The following is a 3,224-nucleotide window of genomic DNA, read 5'->3' as shown; positions in this document are numbered from 1 at the left end:
CGTAATGACAGAAGAACAGAAGCAAGCTGCTATTGCTGAAAACACTGAAAGAGTCAGGTTATTTTGTCAAAGCAAATAATAACAAAGGGAGCTAATGCTCCCTTTGTTCAAATGACTTCAGCTGATAATGCTAGATAACATTATTGATTGAAGGCTAGCTTGCCATCCTCCACTACAACTTTAATCATTTTACCCGGCAATAATTGACCTCGCAGTAATTTTTGGGCTAAAGGATTCTCTACTTCTTGTTGCAATGCTCGTTTTAATGGCCTTGCTCCATAAACAGGATCGAATCCAGCTTCGGCAATTAATGATAATGCCTCATCAGATAATTCAATATCAAACTCTTTCTCTATAAGCCGTTTGCGCAATAATTCAAATTGAATACTGGCAATGTGTTTGATATTTTCGGCGTCTAAGGGATGGAATACCACAGACTCATCAATTCGATTTAAAAACTCTGGACGGAAGCTTTGAGTCACAACATTCATCACTCCAGCTTTCATATCTTCATAACTTGTATGACCAAAGCCCTCTTGGATAATATCTGAGCCAAGGTTAGACGTCATAATGATGACAGTGTTTTTAAAATCAACCGTTCTGCCTTGGCCGTCAGTTAAACGGCCATCATCTAATACTTGCAATAACACATTAAATACATCTGGATGAGCTTTCTCAACTTCGTCTAACAAGATCACAGAATAGGGCTTACGGCGAACCGCTTCTGTTAAGTAACCACCTTCTTCATAACCCACATACCCGGGAGGGGCACCAACTAAACGCGAAACGGTGTGTTTTTCCATAAATTCAGACATATCTATGCGTACAAGAGCCGATTCTGAATCAAACAAAAACTTAGCTAGCGATTTACACAGCTCTGTTTTACCCACACCTGTAGGCCCAAGGAACAAGAACGAACCTATTGGACGTTGTGGATCGGCAAGACCTGCACGACTACGGCGAATTGCATTAGATACTGCATCTACAGCCTCATTTTGGCCAATTACACGCTCATGCAATGCATCTTCCATATGCAATAGTTTTTCACGCTCACCTTCGAGCATTTTTGAAACAGGGATACCGGTCGCTTTTGATAGAACTTCAGCAATCTCGACCTCAGTCACTTTATTACGTAACAGTGTCATATCTTGCATTTCGGCTTGTGATGCTAAATCTAGTTGCTTTTCAAGCTCAGGAATACGCCCATACTGCAATTCAGACATCCGCGTTAAGTCACCCGCACGACGAGCTACTTCCAAGTCCATTCTTGCCTGCTCAAGATCGGCTTTGATGTGTTGGGTCCCGGCAAGTGCAGCTTTCTCGGTATGCCAAATTTCATTCATTTCAGCAGCTTTGCTTTCAACATCTCTTAGTTCATGTTGCAAAAACTCAAGGCGTTTACGACTGGCTTCGTCCGACTCTTTACTTAACGCTTGTTCTTCTAACTTAAGTTGAATAGCGCGGCGCTCTAACCGGTCAAGTACTTCTGGCTTTGAGTCTATCTGCATTCTGATACTAGATGCCGCTTCATCAATTAAGTCGATAGCTTTATCCGGCAGTTTTCGATCTGAAATATAACGATGCGACATGGTTGCTGCTGCAACAATTGCAGGATCGGTTATTTCAACATGATGATGTAATTCGTAACGCTCTTTCAAACCACGTAAAATGGCAATAGTGTCTTCAACGCTTGGCTCATCAACAATCACTTTTTGAAAGCGACGCTCTAGTGCAGCATCTTTCTCAATATATTGACGATATTCATCAAGTGTAGTTGCCCCGACACAATGTAAATCACCACGTGCTAATGCAGGCTTAAGCATATTACCGGCATCCATTGCGCCCTCACCTTTACCGGCGCCGACCATGGTATGCAACTCATCAATAAAGAGGATGACTTGACCTTCTTCTTGAGATAACTCATTTAGCACTGCTTTTAAACGCTCTTCGAACTCACCGCGGTATTTAGCTCCAGCAATTAACGAACCCATGTCTAATGACAAGACCCGTTTATTTTTAATCCCTTCTGGAACTTCACCATTAACAATACGCTGAGCTAAGCCTTCAACAATAGCTGTTTTACCGACACCTGGCTCACCAATTAATACCGGATTATTTTTAGTACGACGTTGTAATACTTGAATCGTGCGGCGAATTTCTTCATCACGACCAATAACAGGGTCTAACTTACCTTGCTCAGCGCGTTCGGTTAAATCTACGGTAAATTTTTTCAATGCCTGGCGTTGATCTTCAGCATTGGGATCATCAACTTTTTGCCCTCCACGCATGTCTTCAATGGTTTTTTCCATTAACTCTTTGCTTGCCCCAGAATCTTTTAATGCTTTGGCGAGAGGATCATTATTTTCTAATGCCGCCAAAACAAACAATTCTGACGAAATGTATTTGTCTTTACGCTTTTGGGCTAATTTATCGCATAGGTTTAGTAAACGAATTAACCCTTGCGATAGTTGAACATCACCACCGGTACCTTCAACTTGTGGTAAACGCTCTAACTCTTGGCTAATCGCTGAGCGAAGCGCACTGACACGAATACCCGCTTGGGTAAGTAAAGAATGGATAGAACCAGAATCTTGATTTAATAGCGCCATCATTAAATGAATAGGTTCAATGAATTGATGATCACGCCCCAATGCTAATGATTGGGCATCAGAAATGGCAATTTGAAACTTATTAGTCATACGATCGAGTCTCATACAACCTCCTAGGATCTGATACTTGTTGAGAGGGAAATTAATTCAGAAATGAATAATTTGTTAACTTAAAGATGGGGGCAATTAATCTAAACTCAAGGTAAAAACTTAATCTGGATCAAAAAATTGTTGATTTTTTATACTTGGATACTATTAGCAATGATAACTTAAGATTTAAGCCAAATTAGAGAAGCCATTCGCCCTGTTTGCTTATCGCGACGATAAGAAAAGTAATCGGGTTCAGAAAAGGTACACACATCTGCGCTATAAGTTTGAGTAACGCCTGCTGTAGACAAACGCAACTTAGCTAAGCCGACTAAATCAGCTAAATATTTCGTGTTATGGCGAACAAAATATGCTGCAGCCTGCGAATTTTTATTGATAAAAGCATCACGAACTTCACTACCAACTTCAAAAGTAGAAGGACCAATTGCTGGCCCTAAGTATGCTATTAAAGTTGACGGTGGAGAATCAAAAATCGCCAATGCTTGCTCGATGACTCCCTCACATAAA

Annotated in this window: 2 protein-coding genes; both read right to left on the bottom strand. The window is 40.9% G+C overall.

All coding sequences use genetic code 11. The features are described from left to right. Positions 1-140 precede the first annotated feature (140 nt). The gene (gene clpB, locus H5202_RS19550; protein ID WP_182773534.1) at positions 141-2,714 is read right to left on the bottom strand and encodes an ATP-dependent chaperone ClpB; all 2,574 of its coding nucleotides are present in this window, start codon (positions 2,712-2,714) and stop codon (positions 141-143) included. A gap of 164 nt (positions 2,715-2,878) precedes the next feature. Next, positions 2,879-3,224 (bottom strand): laccase domain-containing protein (locus H5202_RS19545; protein WP_182773533.1); only part of this gene is annotated, 346 nt, incomplete at its 5' end.

This window comes from Shewanella sp. SG41-4 (genome assembly GCF_014164505.1).
In the GTDB taxonomy this organism is placed as follows: domain Bacteria; phylum Pseudomonadota; class Gammaproteobacteria; order Enterobacterales; family Shewanellaceae; genus Shewanella.
The sequence above is the reverse complement of the archived record's forward strand: the minus strand, read 5'-3'. Positions and strand labels throughout refer to the sequence as shown.